This window comes from Streptomyces sp. NPDC059668 (assembly GCF_042734135.1).
Classification (GTDB): domain Bacteria; phylum Actinomycetota; class Actinomycetes; order Streptomycetales; family Streptomycetaceae; genus Streptomyces.
The window spans coordinates 108,880-133,637 of record NZ_JBHWEL010000007.1 but is presented as its reverse complement, the minus strand read 5'-3'; the positions used below and the strand labels follow the sequence as shown (position 1 = coordinate 133,637).

At 71.3% G+C, this 24,758-nt stretch carries 22 protein-coding genes and 1 pseudogene; 15 read left to right on the top strand and 8 right to left on the bottom strand.

Annotation, left to right across the window (positions count from 1 at the left end; all coding sequences use genetic code 11):
* Positions 1-288 precede the first annotated feature (288 nt).
* Positions 289-1,053 carry an SDR family NAD(P)-dependent oxidoreductase gene (locus tag ACFV2J_RS08460; protein WP_385096456.1) on the top strand — a complete coding sequence of 255 codons (765 nt, stop codon included), beginning with the start codon at positions 289-291 and terminating at the stop codon, positions 1,051-1,053.
* Positions 1,054-1,181: 128 nt separating this feature from the next.
* On the opposite strand, the gene ACFV2J_RS08455 is transcribed toward ACFV2J_RS08460, so the two are convergent.
* Complete coding sequence (locus tag ACFV2J_RS08455; protein ID WP_385096453.1) at positions 1,182-1,919, bottom strand: SDR family NAD(P)-dependent oxidoreductase; 738 nt, start codon at positions 1,917-1,919, stop codon at positions 1,182-1,184.
* A 178-nt stretch (positions 1,920-2,097) separates the two neighbouring features.
* On the opposite strand from ACFV2J_RS08455, the gene ACFV2J_RS08450 reads away from it, so the two are divergent.
* A complete protein-coding gene (locus ACFV2J_RS08450; RefSeq protein WP_385096450.1) occupies positions 2,098-2,721 on the top strand; it encodes a TetR/AcrR family transcriptional regulator in 624 nt (207 codons plus the stop codon).
* A gap of 185 nt (positions 2,722-2,906) precedes the next feature.
* On the top strand, positions 2,907-3,389 hold the full coding sequence (locus ACFV2J_RS08445) for a cupin domain-containing protein (RefSeq protein ID WP_385096447.1): 483 nt from the start codon (positions 2,907-2,909) through the stop codon (positions 3,387-3,389).
* Positions 3,390-3,411: 22 nt separating this feature from the next.
* Here the strand turns inward: ACFV2J_RS08445 and ACFV2J_RS08440 are convergent, their stop codons facing one another.
* A complete protein-coding gene (locus ACFV2J_RS08440; RefSeq protein ID WP_385096444.1) occupies positions 3,412-3,855 on the bottom strand; it encodes a cupin domain-containing protein in 444 nt (147 codons plus the stop codon).
* A gap of 173 nt (positions 3,856-4,028) precedes the next feature.
* Here ACFV2J_RS08440 and ACFV2J_RS08435 point away from each other — a divergent pair, with 173 nt between their 5' ends.
* The 5 genes from ACFV2J_RS08435 (at position 4,029) to ACFV2J_RS08415 (ending at position 8,478) form a co-directional block, all read left to right on the top strand.
* Positions 4,029-4,928: an RNA polymerase sigma-70 factor gene (locus tag ACFV2J_RS08435; RefSeq protein WP_385437783.1), complete on the top strand. Its 900-nt coding sequence runs from the start codon at positions 4,029-4,031 to the stop codon at positions 4,926-4,928.
* A 335-nt stretch (positions 4,929-5,263) separates the two neighbouring features.
* Complete coding sequence (locus ACFV2J_RS08430; RefSeq protein WP_385085351.1) at positions 5,264-5,761, top strand: Ohr family peroxiredoxin; 498 nt, start codon at positions 5,264-5,266, stop codon at positions 5,759-5,761.
* A 108-nt stretch (positions 5,762-5,869) separates the two neighbouring features.
* Positions 5,870-7,570, top strand: coding sequence for an L-aspartate oxidase (locus ACFV2J_RS08425; protein WP_385085385.1), 1,701 nt, complete (start codon positions 5,870-5,872; stop codon positions 7,568-7,570).
* The gene (locus tag ACFV2J_RS08420) at positions 7,567-7,734 is read left to right on the top strand and encodes a hypothetical protein (RefSeq protein ID WP_385085353.1); all 168 of its coding nucleotides are present in this window, start codon (positions 7,567-7,569) and stop codon (positions 7,732-7,734) included. The genes ACFV2J_RS08425 and ACFV2J_RS08420 overlap by 4 nt, the downstream gene beginning before the upstream one ends.
* Positions 7,735-7,875: 141 nt before the next feature.
* Positions 7,876-8,478, top strand: a complete 603-nt coding sequence (locus ACFV2J_RS08415; RefSeq protein ID WP_385437780.1) for a YceI family protein — start codon at positions 7,876-7,878, stop codon at positions 8,476-8,478.
* On the opposite strand, the gene ACFV2J_RS08410 is transcribed toward ACFV2J_RS08415, so the two are convergent.
* The gene (locus ACFV2J_RS08410; RefSeq protein ID WP_385437778.1) at positions 8,466-10,091 is read right to left on the bottom strand and encodes a cytochrome bc complex cytochrome b subunit; all 1,626 of its coding nucleotides are present in this window, start codon (positions 10,089-10,091) and stop codon (positions 8,466-8,468) included. The two genes, ACFV2J_RS08415 and ACFV2J_RS08410, sit on opposite strands and share 13 nt — an antisense overlap.
* 453 nt (positions 10,092-10,544) lie before the next feature.
* On the opposite strand from ACFV2J_RS08410, the gene ACFV2J_RS08405 reads away from it, so the two are divergent.
* Complete coding sequence (locus ACFV2J_RS08405) at positions 10,545-11,324, top strand: RNA polymerase subunit sigma (protein ID WP_385085359.1); 780 nt, start codon at positions 10,545-10,547, stop codon at positions 11,322-11,324.
* Positions 11,325-11,346: 22 nt separating this feature from the next.
* On the opposite strand, the gene ACFV2J_RS08400 is transcribed toward ACFV2J_RS08405, so the two are convergent.
* Entirely contained in the window at positions 11,347-11,691 is a 345-nt protein-coding gene (locus tag ACFV2J_RS08400) for a hypothetical protein (RefSeq protein WP_385085361.1), read from the bottom strand.
* A gap of 87 nt (positions 11,692-11,778) precedes the next feature.
* Positions 11,779-13,113, bottom strand: coding sequence for an NAD(P)/FAD-dependent oxidoreductase (locus ACFV2J_RS08395; RefSeq protein WP_385085363.1), 1,335 nt, complete (start codon positions 13,111-13,113; stop codon positions 11,779-11,781).
* A gap of 206 nt (positions 13,114-13,319) precedes the next feature.
* On the opposite strand from ACFV2J_RS08395, the gene ACFV2J_RS08390 reads away from it, so the two are divergent.
* The 4 genes from ACFV2J_RS08390 to ACFV2J_RS08375 all read left to right on the top strand — a co-directional run bounded on the left by ACFV2J_RS08390 (position 13,320) and on the right by ACFV2J_RS08375 (position 18,853).
* On the top strand, positions 13,320-14,009 hold the full coding sequence (locus tag ACFV2J_RS08390; RefSeq protein ID WP_385085365.1) for a hypothetical protein: 690 nt from the start codon (positions 13,320-13,322) through the stop codon (positions 14,007-14,009).
* 282 nt (positions 14,010-14,291) lie between these two features.
* Positions 14,292-16,205: a phosphatidylglycerol lysyltransferase domain-containing protein gene (locus ACFV2J_RS08385; RefSeq protein WP_385437775.1), complete on the top strand. Its 1,914-nt coding sequence runs from the start codon at positions 14,292-14,294 to the stop codon at positions 16,203-16,205.
* 148 nt (positions 16,206-16,353) lie between these two features.
* Positions 16,354-17,703, top strand: coding sequence for a histidine-type phosphatase (locus tag ACFV2J_RS08380; RefSeq protein ID WP_385085369.1), 1,350 nt, complete (start codon positions 16,354-16,356; stop codon positions 17,701-17,703).
* 130 nt (positions 17,704-17,833) lie between these two features.
* Positions 17,834-18,853 carry a sporulation protein gene (locus ACFV2J_RS08375; RefSeq protein ID WP_385085371.1) on the top strand — a complete coding sequence of 340 codons (1,020 nt, stop codon included), beginning with the start codon at positions 17,834-17,836 and terminating at the stop codon, positions 18,851-18,853.
* A 2-nt stretch (positions 18,854-18,855) separates the two neighbouring features.
* Here ACFV2J_RS08375 and ACFV2J_RS08370 read toward each other — a convergent pair.
* The 3 genes and pseudogenes from ACFV2J_RS08370 to ACFV2J_RS08360 all read right to left on the bottom strand — a co-directional run.
* Positions 18,856-19,233, bottom strand: a pseudogene (locus ACFV2J_RS08370) (metalloregulator ArsR/SmtB family transcription factor); the annotation flags it as partial.
* A gap of 634 nt (positions 19,234-19,867) precedes the next feature.
* Positions 19,868-20,455 (bottom strand): hypothetical protein, encoded by a 588-nt coding sequence (locus tag ACFV2J_RS08365; RefSeq protein WP_385437772.1) that lies wholly within the window; start codon positions 20,453-20,455, stop codon positions 19,868-19,870.
* A 72-nt stretch (positions 20,456-20,527) separates the two neighbouring features.
* Positions 20,528-21,184, bottom strand: a complete 657-nt coding sequence (locus ACFV2J_RS08360) for a TetR/AcrR family transcriptional regulator (protein WP_385085375.1) — start codon at positions 21,182-21,184, stop codon at positions 20,528-20,530.
* Positions 21,185-21,536: 352 nt separating this feature from the next.
* On the opposite strand from ACFV2J_RS08360, the gene ACFV2J_RS08355 reads away from it, so the two are divergent.
* The gene (locus tag ACFV2J_RS08355) at positions 21,537-22,973 is read left to right on the top strand and encodes an aldehyde dehydrogenase (protein WP_385085377.1); all 1,437 of its coding nucleotides are present in this window, start codon (positions 21,537-21,539) and stop codon (positions 22,971-22,973) included.
* A 72-nt stretch (positions 22,974-23,045) separates the two neighbouring features.
* On the top strand, positions 23,046-24,659 hold the full coding sequence (locus ACFV2J_RS08350) for a GMC family oxidoreductase (RefSeq protein WP_385085379.1): 1,614 nt from the start codon (positions 23,046-23,048) through the stop codon (positions 24,657-24,659).
* The last annotated feature ends 99 nt before the right edge of the window (positions 24,660-24,758 follow it).

Below are 24,758 nucleotides of genomic sequence, written 5' to 3'. Positions count from 1 at the left end.
ATTCTCCGCGCCCGCGGCCGCGAGCGTCACACCCCTGCCGATCCCCGCCCCCCCCCCCGCCGGGCCCCGCCCCCCCCCCCCCCCCGGGGGGCCCCCCCCCCCCCGCCGTCGTCGAGACGGGCCGAGGGCCCCCGGACTGCCCACCGGTACTGAGCGGTCGCCCGCCCGGACGCACGCCCTCGCGGCCGACGGCGGCGTCCGGTACGCCCGTACGCGCTCCCGCTCGATGCCACACGCGTCCGCGGCCCCCTGCATCTCTTCACCGCGCACTTCGAAAAGGGGACACCCATGCCCACCACAACCACCCCCCGTTTCAAGGACCTTGTCGCCGTCGTCACAGGAGCGGGGTCGGGCATCGGCCGCGCCACCGCGATCGCCCTCGCCGAGTCGGGAGCACACGTCCTCGGTGTGGGACGCCGGAAGGACGCTCTGGAGGAGACGGCTCGCGCCCACTCCGGCATCGCGGTCCTGCCGCTGGACATCCGCGAGGAGGACGCCGCGGACACGGTGGTGGCCACCGCGGTGGAGCGGTGGGGCCGCATCGACGTCCTGGTGAACAACGCCGGTGCCACGGCCGTGATGCCGCTCGCGGAGAGCGACCGGTCGGTCATCACCGGACTGTTCGACCTCAACGTGACCGCGCCGAGCATGCTCGCCCGCGCGGCCCTGCCGCACCTGCGCGACTCCTCGGGTTCGATCGTCAACGTCTCCAGCACCTACGGGCACCGCCCCCTGGCCGGCGCGGCCCACTACGCCGCCACCAAGAGCGCTCTGGAGCAACTGACGCGGAGCTGGGCCCTGGAGCTCGCGTCCGACGGCGTACGGGTCAACGCGATCGCCCCCGGCCCCACCAAGACGGACGTCCTGGTCGCGGCGGGCCTCCCCCAGGACACCATCGACGAACTGCGCGCCCACGAACGCGACCGCATCCCGACCGGGCGTCTCGGGGACGCGGAGGACGTCGCGGAGTGGATCCTGCGTCTCGCCGATCCCCTGAGCACGCACCTGACCGGTCAAGTGCTCACCCTCGACGGGGGACTCGAGCTGGTCTGACCGGCGTCGCGGCCGTCACGCGCGGGACATCACCGCCGGCCCGCGCCCGCCGCCCTGCCTCGGACCACCGGGCGTACGCCGACCGAGCGCACGCCGTCGGGTCCGAGGCGCGGGAGGGGTGACCGGGCTCAGCGGGTCTGGTCGGTCGGCCGGATCAGGATCTCGTTGACGGCGACGTGCTCGGGCTGGGAGAGCGCGTACACGACGGCGCCGGCGACGTCCTCGGCCCGGAGCGTCCGCATGGACTCGGCCATGGTCCTGGCCATGGCCTGGATGGCCGGGTCGGTGATGTGGCTGGTCAGCTCGGTGGCCACGAAACCGGGTTCCACGACGACGACCCGCACGCCCTGCTCGGTGACCTCCTGGCGCAACGCCTCCGCGAAGGCGTTGACGCCGAACTTGGTCGCCGCGTACACACCGCTCGCGGCCGATGACGCGCGCCCCGACGTCGAGGAGATCTGCACCACCGCTCCCTTGCGCCGCAGCAGGTGCGGCAGGGCGGAGTGGACCGCGTACATCGATCCGAGCAGGTTCGTCTCGACCATGCGCGTCCACTCCGTGGTGTCCGCGCCGAGGATCTGCCCGCTGAGCATCACGCCCGCGTTGTTCACCAGCACGTCGAGGGCTCCGAAGCGCTCGACGGTCGCGTCGACCGCGTCGCGCACCGACTGCGGGTCGGTGACGTCCAGTTCGAGGGCCAGCATCTCGCCGGGGGCGTCCTCCGCGAGGGACCGCACCCGGTCGGCCCGTCGGGCGCCGGCCGCGACCCGGGCACCCGCCTTCGACAGGGCGATCGCGGTGGCCCGTCCGATGCCCGAGGAAGCGCCGGTGACGAGGACGACGCTGCCTTCCAGAGTGTTGCTCACAGATCTCTCCAAGAAGTTCGTGGTGCGAAGGACCGGACCCGCCGGGGCCATGAGGGCAGCCGGAAACAGCCGGGTACGGGCGGTCCAGAAGATGACCGCCGGGTCATGTTCGACCGTAGCAGCTAATGTGACCCCGTGGTCATGTTGCTGCTAGGCTCCTCTTCGTGAGGAGGCACACATGACCGGTACGACGGCCGCCACGGGGCAGCGGGCGGACATGGTGCGCAATCGGCGCCTGCTGCTGGAGGCCGCGACGGCGGCGTTCGCGGAGCACGGGGTCGAGGTACCGATCGGCGAGATCGCCCAACGGGCCGGCCTCGCCAAGGGCACGGTGTTCCGGCACTTCGCCTCCAAGGAGGAGCTGCTCGCGGCCATCACGCTCCAGATGCTCGACCAGCTCGTACGCGCGGCGGAGCGGCTGCTGGCGGCCGACGACGCGGAAGCGGCGCTCCGGGAATTCATGACCGACGGGGTCGAACTGCTCGCCGCCGACCGCGCCTTCTGCGAAGTGATCGGACGCCCCTCGTTGCAGCACTCCGGTGTACGGGACACCATCGGCGTCCTCTGCGAGGCGGCCGAGGCACTCACCGCCCGGGCGCGCGCGCAGGGCACCGTCCGCGGTGACGTCACGGGAACGGACGTGGTGCTGCTGCTCGGCGGCATCCACCAGACCGCCGCGCCCTTGCTGGCCACGCAGCCACAGGCATGGCGCCGCTACCTCGAACTGGCCCTCGACGGCCTGCGCGCCACCGACGCCGGTCCCCTGCCGCAGCCGCCGCCCGACCGGCCGCATCTCACCTGACCCGCGACGCCCGGCCCGGCGTCGGAGTCGTGGACCTGTCACACACGCCGGTGCTGTCCGGTCTCTTCCGCGAGGGGCACGGTCGCGCACACCGGGCAGTCCGGCGGTTCCACCCTCACGAAAGAGCGGGCGCACGCCCCGTCCGGAGGACGTCGCCCACGCACCACGGGAAAGGGATGGTCGGCATGTCGTACCCGAAGCAGGTGTACACAGGAGATGACGGCGAGATCAACGCGGACTTCCGGCCGGCGGGGACTCCACCGGACGTCGGCACGGCAGGCGGTGACGCCATCCACTACCTGGCGACCACGGCCACCACGCGCGGCGAATTCGGCCTCTACCGGGTCGAGATGCGGCCGCACGCGGGTGGGCCCAGGACCCACTTCCACAAGACCATCTCGGAGTCCTTCTTCATCCTCGGCGGCACGGTTCGTCTCTTCGACGGCGCACAGTGGGTCGAGGCCCGCCAGGGCGACTTCCTCCATGTGCCGCAGGGCGGACTGCACGCGTTCCGCAACGACGCCGACTCCCCGGCCGACATGCTTCTGCTCTTCACCCCCGGAGCGCCGCGTGAGGAGTACTTCGAGAAGCTGTCGCAGCTGGCGGACGCGACGGACGAGGAACGCACCGCGTTCCTCCTCAAGCACGACTCGTACTTCGTGGACTAGAGCGTCGGCACTCAGCCGCGGGTCAGCCCCCGGGGCGCGGAGCGCGCAGGTGGGTCCGTCGCGCCAGTTCCTCCTCGTCGACCAGCGTGAGCATCGGTGTGCCCGGCGCGCAGAACATGGTCACGACGAACCGGCACGGCGCGTCCGTACGGGCGTTCCCGTCCTGGTAGTGGATGACGTCACCGCCGGGCTCCCAGAACGTCTCACCGGCCTTGACGACGCGTTCCGGTTCGCCTTCGAGCTCGAAGCGCACCTCGCCCTCGATCACGTATCCGAAGGCCGGTCCCGAGTGGCGGTGCGGAGGGGTGCCGGGGTCACCGGGCGGCCACTGGACAAGGATCGTCATCCCGGAGGCGCCCTCGGGGATGAAGGGCGGTTCGGCGTCCTGGAGGACCGTCACCGCCGTCTTCCACACCTCGGAGCGCGGCCTGTCCGGCGTTCCGCCCGACGAGTCGTCGTTCGACACTGCGACTCCCTCCGTGATGGTCCGCGGCGACGGCGTCCGTCGCTGATCAAGCGTGCACGGGTCCGCTCGGGAGCACAACACGAGACGTGCGTGACCATGCGGGACGCGTGCTCCCATCAGGCGTTCTGCCGGGTCCGCCGGTAAAATGGGGCACCCGAACCTCTAGGAGATCCATGTCCGCCGGGGATGACGCAGGCTCCTCCCTCGACCAGGCGACGAGGGATTTCGTCGCGGCCCGTCCCCAGCTCTTCGGGATCGCCTACCGCGTGCTCGGCAGCGCCATGGAGGCCGAGGACATCGTACAGGAGGCGTGGCTGCGGTGGCAGAAGGCGGACCGCGCCGACATCCACGAACCCGCCGCGTTCCTGGCCACGGTCACCGCCCGGTTGGCGATCAACCTCGCCCAGTCCGCCAGGGTGCGGCGCGAGACGTACATCGGACCCTGGCTCCCCGAGCCGGTCGACACCAGCGTGGACCCGCAGCTGGGCGCCGAACGCGCCGAGGCCCTGGACATGGCCGTCCTCTTCCTCCTGGAGAAACTGAACCCGGTGGAACGGGCCGCGTACGTCCTGCGGGAAGCCTTCGACTACCCCTACGGACGGATCGCCGACATCCTGGAGACCAGCGAGGCCAATACGCGCCAACTGGTCAGCCGCGCCCGCAAACACCTCGCGGCCGAACGCAAGGACCCGGTCAGCCCCGCCGCTCACCGCAGACTGCTGGAGGTCTTCCTCGTCGCGGCGCAGACAGGCAGTCTCTCGGCGCTGGAGGACGTGCTCAGTGCCGACGTGGTCAGCTACTCCGACGGCGGAGGCATCCGAGGGGCGTCCAGGATCCCCGTCGTCGGCCGCCCGCACGTCAGCAAGTACCTCGTCGCGTTCGCCCCGCGGTTCTGGCCCGGGACGGACATCCGCTGGGTCGAGAGCAACGGCAGCCCGGCCGTCCTCGTCACGTCCCATGGAAACCCGGTGGTCCTGCTCTCCATCGACGTGTCGGAACACGGCATCGAACGCCTCATGTGGGTCATGAATCCCGCCAAACTGGAACCTTACGTGGCCTCGCTGAGTGCCTGAGGCGGATCTCGGCGCGGTCGTCGCCTCGGCGTCCGACGGGGGCGGAGAGACAGGGACACCGGAGCAACGTGCCGACGGCCGGCACGAGTCTGTCCTGGGCTGTCACAACCGGGGCCACCTCTCGGTCATCCAACTGTCCGAGACCCCGGGGCTTGCCCATGACACTAAGGCGCGGGACACATGGCACTTGGCGCATCCGGCGCGCTGGGCTCCGCCCGGGGCCGGCCCTCTCGCACGGGCTGTCGGCGTGACGTGACCCCGGCGTCCACCCGGCCTCCCACGACCGTGCCGACCCCGCTCCCGGCGGGCTTCGCCGACGCGGACGGGGTCACGCGGTGACCGACGGGCTCCGGCTGCCCCCGCCGTCCGCCGCCGAGGACTTCGACCGGGACTCCTTCGCCCCCCTCTACACCACGACGGTGACCGTGAGCGGGGGGACGGCCCGCCACGGACGGGCCTCGGGGAGGGCCCGCTCGGCCGACGGGGTCCTGGACCTCGACCTCCGCATGCCCGCCGAACTGGGTGGAGACGGCCGGGGAACCAACCCCGAGCAGTTGTTCGCCGCAGGCTTCGCCGCCTGCTTCCACGGCGCGCTCAGCCTGGTCGCCCGCCATTCGGCGTTCGACCCCGCCGCGATCTCCGTGGCGGCGACCGTCGCGCTCGGGCGGGACCCGGGGGACCCCGGCTACCTGCTGCGCGTCGACCTCGTGGTGCGGTGGCCCGGCATCGACCCCGAGGCGGCCGCACCGCTGCTGGCGCAGGCCGACTCCCTGTGCCCCTACGCGAAGATGGCCCGGCGGGGGACGCCGACGACCATCACGCTCTCGCCCTGAGCGGGGGCGCCTCCCCCTGTCACAAACCCCCGGACGGCCCGGTCGTAGTGGTGACAACCCAGGCGATCGGAGCAAACCGTGGTCATCACCGAACGACGTCTCTCCACCATGGTGCTGGTGATCGGCACCGGAGGGGCCGGGCTGCGCGCAGCCATCGAACTGGCCGAGGCCGGTGTCGACGTCCTCACGGTCGGCAAGCGTGCCAAGGAGGACGCCCACACGGCACTCGCCGCCGGAGGGATCAACGCGGCGCTGTCCACGATGGATCCCGAGGACAGCTGGCAGCAGCACGCGGCGGACACCCTCAAGGAGAGTTACCTCCTCGCCGACCCCCGGACGACCCGGATCGTCACCCAGGGCGCCGCCCGGGGAATCGACGATCTGGAGCGCTACGGCATGGCCTTCGCCAGGGAAGAGGACGGCCGGATCAGCCAACGCTTCTTCGGCGCCCACAAGTTCCGGCGGACCGCCTTCGCCGGCGACTACACCGGTCTGGAGATTCAGCGCACCCTCCTCAGGCGCGCCGACCAGCTCGGCATCCCCGTGCTCGACGGCGTCTACATCACCCGGCTCCTCGTCCACGACGGCGCCGTCTTCGGCGCCTACGGCTTCGACCTCACCGACGGAACGCGCTGTCTGATCCACGCGGACGCCGTCATACTCGCCGCGGGTGGTCACACCCGTATCTGGCGTCGCACGTCTTCACGGCGTGACGAGAACACGGGCGACTCCTTCCGGCTGGCGGTGGAGGCCGGGGCGCGGCTGCGCGACCCCGAACTGGTCCAGTTCCACCCCTCCGGGATCATCGAGCCGGAGAACGCGGCCGGCACGCTGGTGAGCGAGGCCGCCCGGGGAGAGGGCGGGATACTGCGCAACGCGCTCGGGGAGCGGTTCATGACCCGCTACGACCCCGCCCGTATGGAGCTGTCCACCCGCGACCGTGTCGCCCTGGCCTCCTACACGGAGATCAAGGAAGGGCGGGGGACCCCCAACGGCGGTGTCTGGCTGGACGTCTCCCATCTGTCACGGCAGACGATCATGACGCGGCTCCCCCGCGTGTACCAGACACTGCTGGATCTGCAGATGCTGGACATCACCCGTGAACCGATCGAGATCGCGCCCACGGCGCACTACTCGATGGGCGGGGTGTGGGTGCGCCCCGAGGACCACAGCACCGACGTCCGGGGCCTGTACGCCATCGGGGAGGCGTCGAGCGGGCTGCACGGCGCCAACCGCCTGGGCGGCAACAGCCTCATCGAACTACTGGTGTTCGGCCGCATCACGGGCCAGGCGGCCGCCGCCTACTCGCGCTCGCTCACCGCGCACACACGCTCGGCGTCGGCGACCGCGCACGCCCGAGCGGAGATCGACGATCTCCTCGCCGCCGACGGACCGGAGAACGTCCGTGCCCTGCAGCGTGCCATCCGCAACACCATGACCGAGCACGCCGGAGTCGTACGCCACGAAGAAGGCCTGCGCGCCGGGCTGGAGGAGCTCGCGGCGATCGAGAAGAGGATGGAGAACGTCGGTGTCCACCCGGACATCGCCGGCTATCAGGACCTCGCGCACGCCTTCGATCTCCTGTCCGCGGCCCTGGCCGCCCGCGCCACCCTCGAAGCGGCGCTGGAGCGTCGCGAGACACGCGGCTGCCACAACCGCAGTGACCATCCCGACCTCGACCCCGCTCTGCAGGTCAATCTCGTGTGGTCCCCGACGACCGGCATCACCCACGAGAGCATCCCGGCCATACCCGAGGAGATCTCCTCGCTGATGGAAGAGGTCTCGACCGAGGGAAAGCTCGCCGAATGACGACGAGCGCCGCCGGACACGTGGCGACGACGGCCGGCCGCACGGCCGTCGGCACTCCGGTCGACAGCCCGGTCGACCGCCCGGTCGAGGTCGCGGGACCCGATGTGCGGACACCCGCATCGCCGGCACACCGGAGCGTCGAACGGCCCGCGCACCAGCGGTGATTACCGTGGGCCCCCGCCGGCGAGGCGGGGGCCCTCCCTTGCGGCGGCGGCCTCGCCCCACCGGGGCAGCGACCCCGCGGCGGCCCGCCTTTTCCGAATCGGCCCCCATACGAGATCCCCGCGCGGAAGAATCGGCCCGACATGTTCCACCCCGAGGAAGCCACCGTTCACCGTCCGACTCCCCACGAGGAGTTGACCGGCGTCTACCTCGTCGACCCGGTCCGCAGCGCGATCGGCTTCTCCGCCCGACGCGCCCTTTGCACCGACGTGCGCGGGAACTTCACCGAGTTCGAGGGGCTCCTCAAGCTCGACGGGGGCAGCCCCGCCCGGTCCGAGGCCTACCTCAGTGTCCAGACGGGCAGCGTGAACACCGGGTCCCCGGAGCGCGACGCGCACGTCACCGGCCCCGAGTTCCTGGACTCCGCGACGTTTCCCCTCATGAGCTTCCGTTCCGCCGGGGTCCTCGACGCCGGCGCGGACCGGCTCCGCCTGGCCGGGTACCTCCGGATCAAGGGCGTCGAGCTCCCCGTCCACCTCGACCTCGCGTTCCGTGCGCGGGGCCGGGACGCGTGCGGACGCGACCTGGTCGGCCTCGAAGGCACGTTCGGCCCACGGCGCCCCGGCGCCGGCCCCGGTCCGGACGGGACCCCGGCGCCGGGACCGGGTGGGCTCCCGCTCAGCGAAAGACTGAAGCTGACCGTCGACATCTCCGCCGTGCGGACACGGCCGGGTCAGCCGCGGTGATCACCGCTGAGCGCCTTGTACTCTCGCGCCGTCGCCTTGGTGATCTGCGCGCCCTCGCCGTAGAAACGCCGGCTGAGCCGTGCGCGCAGTCGCTGGACGGGGCGCGGTACGGCGCTCGGGTCTCCCCCGTCGCCCGCATCGCCGGGACCGATCGGCCGGTACTGCTCGTGCTGGGTGAGAACGTGCAGTCGTTCCTGGCTGAGCGGCTCGTGCACCTCGATGAACTCCCCGTTCGGCAAACGCCTGATCGTGCCGGTCTCGCGCCCGTGCAGGACCTCGTCGCGGTCCGCGCGCTGGAGACCGAGCGCCCACCGGTGCCCCACGGCGTAGGCGGCGGGAGGCACGACGAACAGAGCGACGCGCACCGCCCACGTCACTGATTCGACCCCGACGTGCAGGCGAATGGCGATGATGTCGTTCGCGGCTCCGACGAGGGCCACCAGATAGAAGCTGATCCATGCCACACCGAGGCCCGCTCGCACCGGCCGGTTGCGTGGCCGGTCGAGGACATGCTGGTCACGGTCGTCGCCCGTCACCCATGCCTCGATGAACGGGTAGACGCCCATGGCGAGGAAGAGGCCGGCTCCCACCAGCAGCGGGATCAGGTTGTCGAGAGCCAGTGTGTGGCCCCAGAAGTCGATTTCCCAGCCCGGCATGACGCGCAGGAGTCCGTCCGCCACACCCATGTACCAGTCGGGCTGGGACCCCGCCGAGACCTGGTCGGCGCGGTGGGGTCCGTACTGCCAGACGGGGTTGATCTGGACGGCCGCGGCGACGAGGAGCAGCCCGCCGGCCACCAGGAAGAAGAGTCCCCCGGACTTCACGGCGCGCACTCCGCGCGGAAGACCCACGACGTTGCGGTTGTCACGCCCCGGGCCCGGATACTGCGTGTGCCGGTGGCGGAGGGCCAGAACCACGTGTGCGACGACCAGTCCCACCATGAGGGCGGGAATGATCAGCACATGAAGGGTGTTGAAGCGCGCCACCAGGTCGTCGCCCGGGAACTCACCCCCGAAAAGGAACATGGAGAGATAGGTTCCGACGACAGGGATCGAGAGAATGGTTCCGTTCACGACCGCGAGGCCCGTCCCGGACAGCAGGTCGTCCGGAAGGTCGTACCCGGTCAGGCCCGCGAACATTCCCAGGACCAACAGCAGGAATCCGAATACCCAGTTGAGTTCACGGGGCTTTCGGAACGCCCCGGTGAAGAACACGCGCATCATGTGGACGAGCATCGCGGCGACGAAGACCAGAGCGGCCCAGTGATGGACCTGTCGGATGAGCAGGCCACCGCGTACGTCGAAGGAGATGTGCAGGGTCGAGTCGAACGCCTCCGACACCAGTTGTCCCCGCAACGGCGCGTAACTGCCGTGATACGTCACTTCCTTCATCGACGGATGGAAGTACAGCGTGAGATACACACCCGTGACGACGATGACGACGAAGCTGTAGAGGCATATCTCGCCCAGCAGGAACGACCAGTGGTCGGGGAACGCTCTTCGCGCTCTCTCCCTGACCCGGCCGTGCACACCCAGGCGCCCGGAGGCCCAGTCGGCGATCCTTTCTCCCGCGGGACCTCGCCGTACGGGCTGTTCCCGACTCCGGTCGCTCATGCCTCTACCACCGTTCACAGATCGTTCGGGAGAATCGCGTCCGGCCCGGCGCGTCTCGCTGCCGCGCGGGCCGCCGGTACCTCTCCGCGGAGAGCCGGGGAATCCGACGCGACAGGGTGCGGAACGGGCATCTTCGCCGCGTCTCCGGGATCGGCAGGAACTCGGCCTGCTCCCTCTCGTATGACCGGGCCCGAGGCGTGGATGTGACACCTGCGAAGGCTCATGTCACAAGATCCATGGCTACCCGGTCATAAAGGTTGGGCCGGGAAAATGAGAAACGGTCCGTGATTCGCCAGGACTCCGCCGCCGGCCCCTGAAATCACCGTCCGGGCACGGGCGGGTAAGCGCCGGCCCCGGTCATCGGGGCGGCGACACCGCTCGAGGCCTCCGGAACCGCGAGGAGAATTCTGTGTGCGGCCGTGTGACGCGGCCGTCCGTGAGGGAGAATGCCGTATGGATCGTGCTGGTGCGGTGCCGCTCGCGGAGTTGCTGGACGAGCGCCGGTATCTGCTGGACGTCGCCTGCTGGATGCTGGGCAGCGCCGGTGCGGCGGAGCGCGTGGTCGACGAGACGTACCGCCGGTGGTACGGGCTGCCGGACGCGGCGCGTGGCCGTATCGAGGTGCCCCGGTCCTGGCTGGCGAGGACCGCGGGCGGCATCTGTCTGGGCCGGCTCGCCGTACCCGGCTGGGTGGACGAGAGCGCCGGCGCCGCGGGGCAGGCCGACCGGTCGCGGAACCCGGGCCGTCCCGCGCCCACGCTGCTCGTCGACCAGGCACGTCACGGCCCGCGCGTACGAAGCCCGCATGCCGTCACGGCGTACCGGCACGACGTCCTCGCCCGAGCGGTCCGCGAGGCCTGTGCGGCGCAGGACGGCGAGCTGCTCGCCTCACTGCTCGCCCCGGACGCCACGGCGCTCTTCGACGGCGGCGGCAAGGTCCGGGCGCTGGCCACACCCGTGCAGGGCAGCCGGCAGGTCGCGGCGAGCCTGCTGACCCTCCTGGCCCTCCGCCCGCGCACCACGCTGACCGCCCACTCCGTCAACGGCCGCACGGGCCTCGTGGCCCGCTACGACCACCAGGTCGCCGCCGTCATCAGCCTCACCGTCACCGACCGGTGCATCACGCGGATCTCGATCGTCCTCAACCCCGACAAACTCCGCCTCTGGAACTGCCCGCCCGGCTCCCCCGGCCCGCAGGAGAGTCCGTCGCCGCGGGACGGCGGCCGGCCCTGACCGAGCGCCGTCCCGTCCGGATTCAGGCCGACGCCCCGACAACCAGCACGACGCTGACCACGACCATCGCCGCGGTGATGAGAGCCATCGCGGCCAGGGTTCCCCGGAGCCACCGTCCGAAGCGGTCGTGGTGCCGCTTCTCCACCACGCTGATGCTGTCGGCGATGTGCTCGGTCACCATACGAGCGACGTGTTCCTGCTCCTCGACGTACCACTCCTCGATGGCGATCCGCTGCTGCCGGGTCAGGCCGGGCACGCGTGCGGTGAAATCCGCCGCGCGCCGGTGGGCCGCTCCCAGGTGGGACTCCCGGTACAGGAAGTTCTCGATGTCGGTCAGGCCGCGTGCGGCCTCCTCACTCGCGTCCAAGGTGTCCTCCAGACGGCTGGTCGTTCCGCTGCCACCGCGCGGTGGCCGTGTGCTCCGGCCTGCTCCCGTCGCTGTGTGTCCCGCCGCTCACCCGGCGCCGCCGGAGCGTTGCGGCTCGCCACTCGCGAGGAACGCGTCCCGTGGGTGCTGGACGGAGGCGAGGGAGACGAGATCGCGGCCGAACAGCGCGGCGGTGAGCCAGACGGCGAGCACCCGGACCTTCCGCTCCCAGGTGGGCACGGCCAGGACGTGGTACCCGCGGTGCATCAGCCAGGCGGGCAGCCCCTTGACGACGATGCCCTTGTACTGGAAGATCCCGCGCCCCAGGCCCAGGGTCGCCACCACTCCCAGGCTGCTGTGGCGGTAGTCCCGGATCCTGCCCCCGCGCAGGTCGGCCACGATGTTCTTCGCGAGGAGCCGGCCCTGCCGCACGGCGTGCTGGGCGTTCGGCACCGTGTACGCCCCGGGGACCGGCGAGGCCAGGTCGGGGACGGCCGCGTCGTCCCCGGCCGCCCACACGTCCGGCACGGGCTCGTCGGCGGTGCCCACCCGAAGGTCGGGGCGGACCACGACCAGACCCCGCTCGTCGAGGGGCAGATCCGTGTGGTTGTGCACGACCGGGTTAGAGGCGTTGCCGGCGGTCCAGACGATCAGCGCCGAATCGAACTCCTCGCCGCTGGACAGCACGACGTGCCCGTCCTCGGCGGAGACGAGCCGGGTGTTCAGATGCACGTGCGCGCCTCGGCGTTCGAGGTCGCGTACGACCCAGGCGCCGGGCTCGTCACCCACCTCGGGCAGGATGCGCCCCCGGGCCTCGACCAGGTGGAAGGAGAGGTCCTCGAAGCTCAGTTCCGGGTACGACCTGAGCATCGCGGTCGCCAGTGAGAGCAGCTCACCGAAGCCCTCGACCCCGGAGAACCCGCCGCCCACGAAGGTGACGGTGAGCAGTTTCCGCCGCTCGGCCCCGGGAGGCGACGACGCCGCCTGGTCGAACGCGGTCATCAGCCGGTCACGGATCGCCACGGCCTCCTCGACGTGTTTCAGGCCGATCGCCTGCTGCGCCAGACCGGGTACGGGGAAGGTGCGGGTCACGGCGCCGGCGGTGACCACGAGGGTGTCGTAGCGCAGTTCGTGTTCGGTCCCGTCGGCGGCCCGGACGGTGAGCGCCCGGTCCGCGTTGCTGATGCCGGTCACGCTCCCCGCGACCAGCCGGGTGGTACGCAGATGCCGTCGCAACGACACGGCGGCGTGGCGCGCCTCGACCGATCCGGCCGTCACTTCCGGGAGGAACGGCTGGTAGGTCATGTAGGGGCGCGGATCGACGACCGTCACCCGCGCCTCGCCCGTGCGCAGGGCCTTCTCGAGACCCCATGCGGTGTAGAAGCCCGCGTAGCCGCCACCGACGATCACAATCTCGCGCATGATTCCCTCTGTCCGTTGTTCGACATCGGAATAGACCGGATGCGACGGGGTGGTGTGACAGGCACGGCAGCGGAAACGAGGCAGGGGCGGGCGCGTCGCGGTCCCGGTGTCCACGGGACGTCCGGCGGGCGCCGCAAACCCTACATACTGTAGGGTTTGCGTCATCATGAGTTCGTCATGAGCCTCTTACGTCTCGGGGGACCCCTGTGAAGGAACGTGACGCCGATCAGACGGCGCCGTCCGACGGCTCCTTCGAGCGGGTCCTGGACCGGGCTCTGCACTCCCCCGAGATCATGGCAGCGATGGAGCGCGCCGGCGCCGCTGACACGCGCGAACGCCTGCGCGGTGAGGCGCTGAAGGCGCGCGCTGCGCTCTCGCGGACCGCGGCCGCCGAGTACGGCCGCTACCTCGGACTGCGGGCCCGGGCCGGCCACCTGTCGCACGCGGGACTGTATGACGGTCCCTCAGAAACCGTCGTGTGCACGGAGGAGAGCTCCATCTCCGTGTCCGCGTTGCTCCTGCCCAGCCTCGGGGTCGTCGCCGCCGGCGTCTACGTCCTGAGCGGGTTCGACCTACAGGCCCTGGACGTGCGCCCCCATCTCAACGACGGCCTGATCATGGTGGTGGTGATCCTGGCCGCGGTGACGGCGGGGGCGGCGCTGGGCGATCTGGTCTGGTCGCTGGCGACCCGCCGCCGCCCCGCTCCGGAAGGCCGTGAGCCCGTCGGCGCGGAGGCGGGACAGGCCCATCTGGACTGGCAACAGGCCCTTCTGGAGCGGGGTTTGATCCCCTTCCTGCTCGGACGCCTGGACGGGACCGAGCCGGTGCAGGCCTCCATGGGGGAACGGCCGAGCCGGTCCGAGCCAACCTTCACGCCGGGCAGCGCGAAGAAGTAGCCGTCCGGGCGCGGCCGAGGCGGCAGATCGACGGCCCCGCTCCGATTCTTACCGCTCCCTTACCCCGCGACACCGCGCGGACCAGGCAGTCTTACCCGTACGCGGCCGGTCGGCGGTCGGTCGTCAAGATCTCCGGTGCCGATCCTCACCTTGGACACAACTCACCTTTCCTTACAGGATGTAGGGTTTCCCCCGCTCTGCGATTCCCAGGAAACGCACAGGTTCGTCCGGCCCGTCCCCACGGCTTCCTTCCCACCCCACTTCCCAAGGTGATGCTGCACCGTGTCTGCACAACAGCCAGCGCTCGTCCCCGGACAGCGGAACTCGACGTCGCGGCGGACCGCTCCCGCCGAAGGCCCCGCTGTCGGCGCACGGCCACGACTGCGGCTGCGGGCGGCCGCGGCCACGGTCTGGTACCTGCGGCTGCTCGCGCTGCTCAACCTGGTGGCGGTCGTCTCGCTGCCGTTCCGCGAGGAGGTGCACGAGCACAACGCGGGTGAGTTCTTCACCCCTTACCTGGCGACCGCCGGGTTGATCTCGGCCGCCCTGGCGCTGTTCCTGGCCCTGGTGATGAGGCGCCGCAAGCGGGCCGCGTGGATCTTCAACATGCTGCTCGCGGGCCCGCTCTTCGCCCTGTACGTGCTGGCCCTGACCCAGGCCCCGTACCGACGCCACGCTTTCAACTGGTTCTCGACCCTGTTCACCGGACTGTTCGTGCTCGCGCTGCTGTTGGGACGCACGGAGTTCCGGGCCGTCGGGGACCGCTCCAACCCCCGGCTGGCCCTGGCCGTCGGCGCCGGCGGCGTCCTCGTGAGCGGGACCCTCGGGACCCTGCTGGTGAGCGCGACCAACAAGGTGTCCGGAGCGCCGCTGAGCGACCGGATCGCGTACACCCTGCTGCGCGGGGTCAGCGTCGGCCCGCTCGCCGACCGCCTCGACTCCGTCGTCGCGCCCCGCTGGGTGGACGTCCTCGTCAACGTCCTGATCGCCGCCACCTTCCTGCTCGTCCTCTACGCCTGCTTCCGCGCCCCGCGCGGCAGCGAACTCCTCGGCGAAGACGACGAGAAGCGTCTGCGCGCGCTCCTCGCCAAGCACGGCGAGCGTGACTCACTGGGCTACTTCTCGCTGCGCCGCGACAAGGCCGTCATGTGGTCGCCGAGCGGCAAGGCGGCGATCGCCTACCGCGTGGTCGGCGGGGTGACCCTGGCCTCGGGCGACCCGATCGGCGACCCGGAGGCGTGGCCCGGCGCGATCGAGGAGTGGCTGCGCGAGGCACGCCGGCACGCGTGGACACCTGCGGTGATGGGCGCCGGCGAGGAGGCCGGCACCATCTACGCCCGGCACGGCCTCGACGCCCTCGAACTCGGCGACGAAGCCATCGTGGAGCGGGCGGACTTCACCCTCGAGGGTCGGGCGATGCGCGGAGTGCGCCAGGCGCACAACCGGATTCGCCGGGCCGGCTACACCGTCCGCATCCGCCGCCACGCGGACATCCCCGAGGACGAGATGGCCACCCTGATCGACAAGGCCGACCACTGGCGGGACGGTGAGACCGAACGCGGCTTCTCCATGGCGCTGGGACGGCTGGGCGACCCGGGCGACGGCCGCTGCGTCATGCTGGAGTGCCACGACAGCCGTGCCGAACCGCGGGCGGTGCTGAGCTTCGTGCCCTGGGGCGGGAAGGGGCTGTCGCTCGACCTGATGCGCCGTGACCGGAACTGCGAGAACGGGCTGATGGAGTTCATGGTCATCGAACTCCTGCTGCGGGCGGAGGAGTTCGGGGTGAAGCGGCTGTCGCTGAACTTCGCCATGTTCCGGTCGGTCTTCGACCGGGGTTCCCGGCTCGGCGCCGGGCCGGTGCTCCGGCTGTGGTGCACCGTGCTGACCTTCCTCTCCCGTTGGTGGCAGCTGGAGTCCCTGTACCGGGCCAACGCCAAGTACCGGCCGGTGTGGGAGCCCCGCTACCTGCTGTTCGAGAAGAGCAGCGACCTGCCCCGCATCGGGATCGCCACGGCGCGCGCGGAGGGCTTCCTCACCCCGCCCGCGCTGCCCGCCCTCGGCCGTCGCGGTCACCTTCGGGCCCCGGGGGGAGGGACCCGGCCGCCCCACGACGGCGCGCCGTCGAGCTCGACGCCCGGCACGGCGACGCCCGGTTCGCCCTCCGATTCGCCGTCCGGTTCGCCGTCCGCCGGGTGACATGACGTGCCCGGCGGGCGCGGGGCCGCTGGGCTCCCGTACCGGCCGGGCACCCGTCGCCCCGCCACGCCCCGGTCACCGGGTGTTCACGTCTCCCGGCGACGATGCGGCCGACCGCCCGAGCCCGCTCCGGAGGAATCGACCACCCATGAAACGTATCGCGGCCGCCCCCGCCCTGGTCCTCGCGCTCTCCGCCCTGCTCACCTTGGCGCTCCCGGCGGGAGCGACAGGAGGACCGGCCGGCTCCTACGGGACGAAGACGCCGTACACCCCGCAGCAGGACGCCCGTTCGTATCAGCGGGCACCGAAGGGGTTCGTCCCGGTGTTCACGGAGAACGTGTCCCGGCACGGCTCCCGCGCGGCGACGAGCGGTGAGGACGGGGAGTTGATCCTCCAGCTGTGGGACAAGGCCGCGGACGAGGGCGAACTCACCCGCGCCGGTGCGGACTTCGGCCCGCAGGTGCGCTCGCTGACCGCCGCGATGGAGAAGGTCGGGTACGGCAGTCTCAGTGGCCGGGGGCAGCGGGAGATCCAGGGCGCCGCGGTCCGTATGGAGCGGCGGCTGCCCGGACTGTTCGCGCGGATCGCCCGGAACGGCGAACCGATCGACGTCGTCAGTTCGGGCCAGGGCCGCGCCGTCGACAGCGGACGGATCTTCGCCTCCGCCCTCGCCGACGCCGACCCCGCGCTCGGCCCCCTCATCGGCCCGGCGCGGGCCGACGCCGACCTCCTGTACTTCCACAAGTCCGCGGGTGGCGCCGCCTATCGCGACTACATCGCCAACGACCAGCGGCTGGCGAACACGCTGAAGAGCATCACCGAGCAGCCCGCGACCCGCCGCGCGGCCCGCGGCATCCTGGAGAAGATCTTCACCCCGTCCTTCGTCCGGCGCGTCGCCGCGGGCGAGTTCTCCTCGATCGGCTCCGAAGTGGACGCGGCCCAGGCCGTCTACAACCTGTACAGCATCGCCCCGGCCATGAGCGACGAGGGCGACTGGCATCTGGAGCGCTACCTCGCGCCGCGCGACGCCGCATGGTTCGCCTATCTCGGCGACGCCGAGGACTTCTACGAGAAGGGGCCCGGCTTCGCGGACAGCGACATCACGTACCGGATGGCGGACGTCCTGCTCGACGACTTCTTCAAGAAGGTCGAGGCGAGGCGCGCGGGGACCAGCGACCTGGGCGCGGAACTGCGCTTCACCCACGCCGAGGAGATCATCCCGCTCGCCGCGCTGATGCGGCTGCCGGGCAGCACCGAGCCGGTGACGGAGAGCCGCCCCTACACCTACGCGGACAACTCCTGGCGGGGCGGGTCGGTGGCTCCGATGGCCGCCAACATCCAGTGGGACGTGTTCCGCAAGGGGAACACCTATCTGGTGCGGATGCTCTACAACGAGAAGGAGACCGCGTTCAGGAGTGGCTGCCGGCCCGTGCGCAAGGGCAGCTCCTTCTACGACCTGGACGAACTGGAGCGCTGCTTCGGCCGCGAGGCGTCGTGAAGGATGCCTCCGTCCGGGTGAGCTGGGAACTTCTCCGCCCGCACCGTCAGTTCTGACGAGACCGGCCCGGCGCGTGAGCGTCGGGCCGGTTCGGAACGACGAGTGCGATCAGTGAAGGAGCCACAGCGGCATGGTGTTCAAGAGGCTGCTCGGGGCGATGGGCGCAGGCGGCCCCTCGGTGGACACGGTTCTCGACGGCGGCGCGGTGGCGCCCGGCGGAATCCTGTCGGGACAGGTCCATCTCCAGGGCGGCGGCGCGGACGTGGAGATCGAGCACATCGGGCTCGACCTGATCGCCCGGGTCGAGGCGGAGCACGAGGACGCGGAGAGCGAGGGCGCCGTCGTCTTCGACCGGTTCACCGTCGGCGGCGGGTTCCGCCTGGCCGGGCAGGAGCGGCGCAGCATCCCCTTCAGTGTGCCGCTGCCGTGGGAGACGCCGGTCAGCGAGCTGTACGGGCAGCCGCTGGGCATCGTGCTCGGAGTGCGGACCGAGCTCGCCGTGGCCGGCGCGAGGGACAAGGGGGACGTCGATCAGCTCACGGTGCGTCCGCTGCCGGTCCAGGAGGCCGTTCTGGAGGCGCTGGGCCAGTTGGGGTTCGGCTTCCGGTCGGCCGACCTCGAATACGGCCACATCGGGGGCACGGGACAGCAGTTGCCCTTCTACCAGGAGATCGAGCTGACCCCGGCGCCGCAGTACGCGCACGCGGTGAACGAGATCGAGCTGACCTTCCTCGCCACCCCCGCCGGCCTGGAGGTCGTCCTGGAGGCCGACAAGCGCGGCGGCCTGTTCGAGTCGGGGCACGACGCCCTCACCCGTTTCACGGTGAGCCACCACGACATCGGCACGCTCGACTGGAACAACGAAGTCGACGGCTGGATCAGGGAGTTGGTCGGACACCGCGCGTCGTACGGCTCACACGCCTCGTACGGCCATGACGATCCGTACGCCGCGGGCAGCGCCTACGGGCACGCGCCGGGCCACGGCGGGCAGGACAGCCGTCACTCCGGACCCGGCGTGGGGACCGCGATCGCGGCCGGCGCGGCGGGACTCGCGGTGGGTGTGGTGGGCGGCCTGGTCGCGGCCGAAGTCGTCGACGAGGTGGGCGACTTCTTCGAGGGCGATGACGACGAGGGGGACGACGAGGACTGAGCCCTGAGCGGTGTCGGTACCGGGTGGCCGTGCGCGCCGAGCGGTTCGGTTCGGTCGGCGCGGTCGGCCCGGTCCGTCAGTTGTCCGACCATGTGGCGTACGACGGCGACCACGTCCGGGTCGTCGACGAAGTAGACCTGCCGTCTGCCCTCGCGCCGGGATCGCACGAGGCCGGCGAGCTTCAGCTTGGTGAGGTGCTGGCTCACCGCGGGCAACGCCCCGCCGACCCGCTCGGCGAGTCCGGTCACGTCGCTCTCGCCCTGCGCCAGCGCCCACACGATGTGCAGCCGTGCCGACGAGGCGAGCAGCCCGAAAGCCGCGGACGCCTCCGCCAGCACCTCGGCGGAAGGATCGTCGAAGCCGCCGATCTCTGTCGCCACCGTGTTTCCTCCCCCTCGCCGGGATCGTCTCGCGCGAGCCGTCCCGGCCGCTCTGTGAACCGCCCCAGTCTAGGGAGCCCGGCACGCGGAGGGGGCGGGGCGGGGCCCGACCAGGCCGGGACGGACCGGAACGGGCGTTCGGCCGCCGGAACCCGGTTGTCGGTGCCGTGGTGCGGACTCGCGATCAGTTGCCGTTGCGGAGTTGCCCGTCAGCATCGGCGGAGGCGGTACCCCGGTCAACCGCCGGAGCGCCCGCTCCGGTTGGCGGGGGAAGCGCGTCATGGCCGTCGCCGCCGTCCGGCGCACCTCCGGGTCCCGGTCCCCGACCAGCTCGGCGAAGACCACGGCAGCCGCCCGTACCGCGGTCGGGGCCATCGCGTAGGCGTCGTCCGAGGAATCCACCTCCGCGGGTGGTCCCTCGCCGGCGGTATCGGCCTCGTCGAACGGCTGGTCGTCGGCATACGGAACTCGCCGCACCGCGACGGCACCGGGCGCGGTCCCGCGGGTACGGCAGCCATGACATCGTCGAGGACGGACAACTGCTGCGCGCCTGCCGGGCCGACCTGGGCAACGCCCGGGTGCGGTGACCCTCGTCCGCGACACCGCGGGTCCGGGCACCCGGGACCACCTGTCCTCAGCCTGTCTTGCGTCCCCACAGTGGCCCGATCCGCTGCCACTCCTCGTCCCACTGCTCCATGCGGCGCCGCTCCATGTGTCCGCGCAGGAGCCGCCCGCCGAGGAACGGAACGCCCGCGGCGCTCACCCCCATCAGGATCCCGACCAGCGACGCGCGCAGCCGGGCCTGGGAGGGCGAGGCGGGCTTGGTGACGAGCCGGCCCTCGTCGTCCGTCCACACGGTGACCGGGGTGCCCGCGTGGCTGCCGACGGAGACCCGCGCCTGCCCGGCACGCGGCGATCCGTCCGCCGCGGTCCAACGGACCTTCGCCCACACCATGTCGGCGCCGGTCGCCGACGCGTCCGGCCTCGGCACGTCGTCGGCGAGCAGTGCCAGGACGGAGTGCCACTCGGTGCGCTGCCGGGCGAGGCCGTGTTCCACGGACTGCGTCGCCAGCAGGCCGGCGAGCACCCCGCCGAGCACGGTGAGCGCTCCGGCGACGAGGACGATCCAGGCCTCCAGGGCGTCACTGCGGCGCCGTAGCGGATTGCGCCGCCATCTCCACAGCCACACGTTCGGAATCTTCGGACCACGGAATGCCGCCATCAACGGCGTCCTCCTCACGACCGCACGGACATGTCACGTCGCCCTCCCATACGGGTTCGGCCCCTCCGATGCTCACAACGAGCCCGTCGACGCGTCCGTTCCGGTGCTCCCGTCACGCCGGGTCGTCTGCGGGGTGTGCTCGGTCAGGGCCTCGAAGAGGAGGAGGCCCTGATCCACCAGGTCCTCCCGCGACCCGTCCAGGACGCCGCTGAACCAGCTCAGTGACATCTCGCCGACCGCGCCCACGACGGCCACGGACATGGCGGCCGTGTCGATCCGGGGATCGAGTGGCCGCTCCCTCAGGAGGGAGTCCACCAGGCCGCTCATCCGCCGCAGGCCCAGCCGCCGTTCGCGCGCCGTGAGGGGGCCGGCACCCAGGGATTCCGCGAGTTTGACGCGCCCTTTCCTCGGGTCTTCCAGGGGAAGTCCGACGACGACGTCGATCATGTTCCGAGCCCGGTCGCGCAGCGGCTCGTCCGTGCCGATCGCCTCGGCGCACCGGGTGATCTGTTCCTCGTAGATCTCTCTCATGAGCGCTGCCATGAGGTCGTCGAGGGACGAGAAGCTCTCCGCGAAGTATCTGTCCTTCAGGCCGGCGTGGCGGAGTACCGCGCTGATGGAGGTGTGGGCGTATCCCCGGCTGGAGAAGAGCTCCAGGCCGCTGTCCAAGAGGCGCCGGCGGCGCTGCGAAGCGCGCTGTTCCGCCGTCGCTCCGCCGTAGGTCCTCACGATGTGCCACCCCTCCTGAGGTGCCGTGCCGTGCTCATGATGGGGGTGCCGCGAACGAGGCCCTGCCCGGGCCCTCGCGGGAGCGGTGCCCGATGTTTTCCTCACCCATGTCCTACCCATCTGGTGACGCTCTACCCCAGATGGGTGTAACGTCGCTTTTATTCAGCTTTATCTGTCCATGAACGTGAAAGCGCTCCTCGCGACGTGAGTGTTCACCGCAGGAGCGTCACAGAGGTGGCCCGCCCGCAGGTTCGATGCGCCGGGCGACGACATGAAGGGCCAGGCCGGTATCGGGCCCGGGTACCGCGCCGAGTGCCGCGGCCCCGAGGCCGTGCCGAGGGAAGAGTTCACCATGGATCCCCACCATCTGTTCATCGGCGGACACTGGGTGCGCGCATCCGGCGACCGCGTCATCGACGCCGTGTCCGCGAGTACCGGCGAACACCTCGGCGCCGTGGCGGACGGCACCCCCGAGGACATCGACCGAGCGGTCGGAGCCGCGCGTACCGCATTCGACGCACCGGACGGCTGGGCCTCCTGGGGCGCGGAACGCCGTGCGGCCGCCATGATCCGTCTGGCGGACGCGCTGGATGCCAGGGCCGGGGCGACGTCCGAGGCCGTCAGCGCGCAGAACGGCATGCCGATCACTGTCGCCCGGTCCTTCGAGGGCGTGGTGCCGTCGGCCCTGTTGCGTTACTACGCGGGACTTGCGGTCGGGACGGCGTCCGAGGATCTGCGTACCGGACTGCCCCGGGGCACCACCCTGGTCCGCCGGGAACCCGCGGGCGTCGTGGCTGCCGTCATGACCTGGAACTTCCCCCAGACCATCGCCTTCTTCAAGGTGGCCCCGGCCCTGGCGGCCGGTTGCGTGCTGGTCCTCAAGCCGGCGCCGGAGACGGTCCTGGACTCGGTGCTGCTGGCGCGGGCCGTGGAGGAGGCGGAGATCCCCGACGGCGTGATCAACATCGTTCCCGGCGGGCGCGAGACCGGCGCCTGTCTGGTCTCCCACCCCGACATCGACAAGGTGTCGTTCACCGGCTCCACCGGAGCGGGCCGTCAAGTGGCCGCCGCGTGCGCCGAACTGCTGCGCCCGGTGACCCTGGAACTGGGCGGCAGGTCCGCCGCCGTCGTCCTCGACGACGCCGACCTCGCCGCGGACCCCGAGCAGTTCTTCATGGCCACTCTGTTGAACAACGGCCAGACCTGCTACACGAGTTCCAGGATCCTGGCGCCCCGCGGCAGGTACGGCGAAGTGGTCGAGTTCTGCACGGCGATGGCCCGGGACGCCGTCGTCGGTGACGCGCTCGACCCCCGGACCCGCATCGGCCCGCTCGTCAGCTCCCGCCGGCGAGAACGCGTGCTGGGTCACGTCAGGACGGGCCTCGACGAGGGTGCCCGGCTCACCACCGGAGGCGGCCGCCCGGCCGGTCTCGACCGCGGGTGGTTCGTCGAACCGACCGTGTTCGCCGACGTCGACAACTCCTGGACCATCGCGCAGGAGGAGATCTTCGGCCCGGTCCTCACCGTCACGCCCTACGACGGCGAGGACGAGGCCGTGCGCCTGGCCAACGATTCGGCCTACGGCCTGGCCGGAACCGTCTGGACCACCGACGTGGACCACGGCGCCCAGGTGGCGCGCCGCATGAGGACCGGCACCGTCGGGCTCAACGGCTACCTGCCCGACCTGTCGTCCCCCTACGGAGGCAGGAAGGCCAGCGGCCTCGGCACCGAACTGGGGCCCGAGGGGCTTCAGGCCTACCAGCGACTCCAGTCCATCTACCACCCCTGATCCGAAGGCCGGCCCGCGCCGACCGCCCGGGCGAGGTCCGGGCGACCGCGTCCGCCGGGCGATGGAGCCATCATGACCTCCACCGGAACCGAAGGCTTCGACTACGTCATCGTGGGCGCAGGCAGCGCCGGTTGCGTGCTCGCGGACCGTCTGAGCCGCGACGACCGTGTCCGCGTCCTGCTCCTCGAAGCGGGCGGCCCCGACACCGACGAACGCATCCACACCCCGGCCGCCCTCGGGACGCTCTTCGGATCGGCCGCGGACTGGAGCTACCGGACGGTCCGACAGGCCCCTCCGGGCCGCACCTTCTCCTGGCCCCGCGGCAAGGTACTGGGCGGCTCGTCCTCCACCAACGTGATGATCTACACCCGGGGCAACCGGCACGACTACGACGGCTGGCGCGACGAGTACGGAGCGAAGGGCTGGGGTTACGACGACGTCCTGCCGTACTTCCTGAGGTCCGAGTCGAACCGCCGCCTCGGCCGGCCGTACCACGGATCGGACGGACCGCTGCACGTCGAGGACCGCGTCTACACCCACGATCTCTCACGGGCCTGGCTGGACGCCTCCGTGGAATGGGGACTGGAACCCAACGACGACTTCGCGGGCGCGTCCCCCGCCGGCGCCGGCCTGTACCAGGTGACCTGCCGCCGAGGTCGGCGGTGGTCGACGGCCGACGCCTATCTGCGCCCGGCCCTCGGCCGGCCCAACCTCACGGTGCGCGTCGACGCCCTGGCGACCGGGATCACCTTCGACGGATCACGCGCGACCGGTGTCACCTACCTGCTGGACGGTCAGGAGCGTTCGGCCCACGCCGACATGGAGACCCTGCTCTGCGGCGGAGCGGTCAACTCCCCCCAGCTGCTGCTCCTTTCGGGCTTGGGCGATCCCGGCGAACTGCGTGACACGGGGACGGACGTCCGCGTTCCCCTCCCGGGGGTCGGCCGGAACCTTCAGGACCATCTGATGGTCCCCGTCGTGTGGGAGACCAGGAACTCCACCGACATCGTCCGGGACCTGCTCACACCGGCCAATCTCGAACGATGGCGCGCGCACGGAGACGGGCCCTTCGCCTCCAACTACGGCGAGGTCGGCGCGTTCCTCAACGTGACGGACGGCGACGGGCGTCCTGACGTCCAGTTGGCCGGAGGGGCCACGGCACTCGTTCTCAGTGGCGAGGTGGTGCCGGACCGGCCGGTGTTCACGATGAACTGCGCAGGTCTGAACCCGCGGACCCGCGGCACCGTCCGCATCGCGTCCGCCGATCCGCTGGCCCCGCCCCTGATCGATCCCCGGTACTTCGAGGAGCCCGCGGACGTGAAGGTCATGGCCGCCGGGCTCAGGGCGGTCATGGGCATCGCCCGCTGCGCACCGTTCGCCGAAAACCTGGCACGGTCCTGTCCGCCGGCCGCCGACGACCCGGTCGCCCCGGACTCCCTGGACGACGCGGCCCTGGAAGAACACGTCCGCAGATGGAGTGCCACGTCGTATCACCCGGTGGGGACCTGCGCCATGGGAACCGGGGAGGACTCCGTCGTCGGTCCGGACCTGGAGGTGCACGGGGTCGAGCGACTCCGCGTCGTCGACGCCTCCGTCATGCCGACCGTCATCAGCGGAAACACCAACGCGCCCACCGTCATGATCGCCGAGAAGGCCGCCGACCGGATCCGGGAGCGGTCACGCTGACGCCGAAGGGGCTGAACCTCCGTGGGGGGGGGGGGGGGCGCCCCGCCCCCCCCGGGGGCGGCGCCCGGGCGGGGGAACGGGCCACGCCGGGGGGCCGGC